The 888-nt window shown below is 66.8% G+C and carries 1 protein-coding gene; it reads left to right on the plus strand.

What is annotated here, in order from left to right:
- Positions 1 to 870 (plus strand): transposase (locus HJC40_RS44985; RefSeq protein ID WP_250010012.1); only part of this gene is annotated, 870 nt, incomplete at its 5' end.
- Between the last annotated feature and the right edge of the window lie 18 nt (positions 871 to 888).

Genomic DNA, 888 nt, shown 5'->3' on the forward strand with positions numbered 1-888 from the left:
GGAACCGGCGCCTACGGCGCAGGACTCGCCCACCGCCTGCGCATCGAACAGGTCGACGTCATCGAAATCGACCGGCCCGACCGCAAAACCCGACGCTTCCACGGCAAATCCGACCCGATCGACGCGATCGCAGCGGCCAAAGCGGCACTAGCCGGAGAACGCACCGGCACCCCGAAACGCCACGACGGGCAAGTCGAAGCCGTCCGCGCCCTGCGCGTCGCCCGGCGCAGCGCCGTCAAACAACGCGCCGACACACAACGCCAGATCAAAGCTCTGATCATCACCGCCCCCGACGCCTTACGCACCCAGCTACGCCGGCTGAACGTCACACAACTGATCACCGTTTGCGCGAACACGCGACCCGAGCACGCCGACGCCGCCAGCCCGGTCACCGCCACCAGGATCGCCCTGCGCTCACTGGCCCGCCGTCACCAGCAGCTAACCGTCGAGATCACCGACCTCGACGAACTGCTCGAGCCCCTGGTCGCCGCCATCAATCCCGCCCTGCGAGCCGCTAACGGCGTCGGCGCCGACGTCGCCGGGCAACTCCTGGTCACCGCCGGCGAGAACCACAACCGGCTCACTTCCGAAGCCGCATTCGCCATGCTCTGCGGCGCCGCCCCACTACCGGCATCTTCCGGGAAAACCACCCGGCACCGCCTCAACCGCGGCGGCGACCGGCAAGCCAACGCCGCCCTCTACACCGTCGTACTCAGCCGCCTGCGCTGGGACACCCGCACCCGCGAATACATGCAACGACGCACCAAAGAAGGCCTCTCCAAAAAAGAGATCATCCGCTGCCTCAAACGATATGTCGCCCGCGAGCTCTACCAGCTCATCACCGCCAACGACCCACAACCAACCCCTTGACATCCATAGGAGCATCCC

Origin of the sequence: Actinoplanes sp. M2I2 (genome assembly GCF_023544445.1) — a bacterium.
Lineage (GTDB): Bacteria > Actinomycetota > Actinomycetes > Mycobacteriales > Micromonosporaceae > Actinoplanes.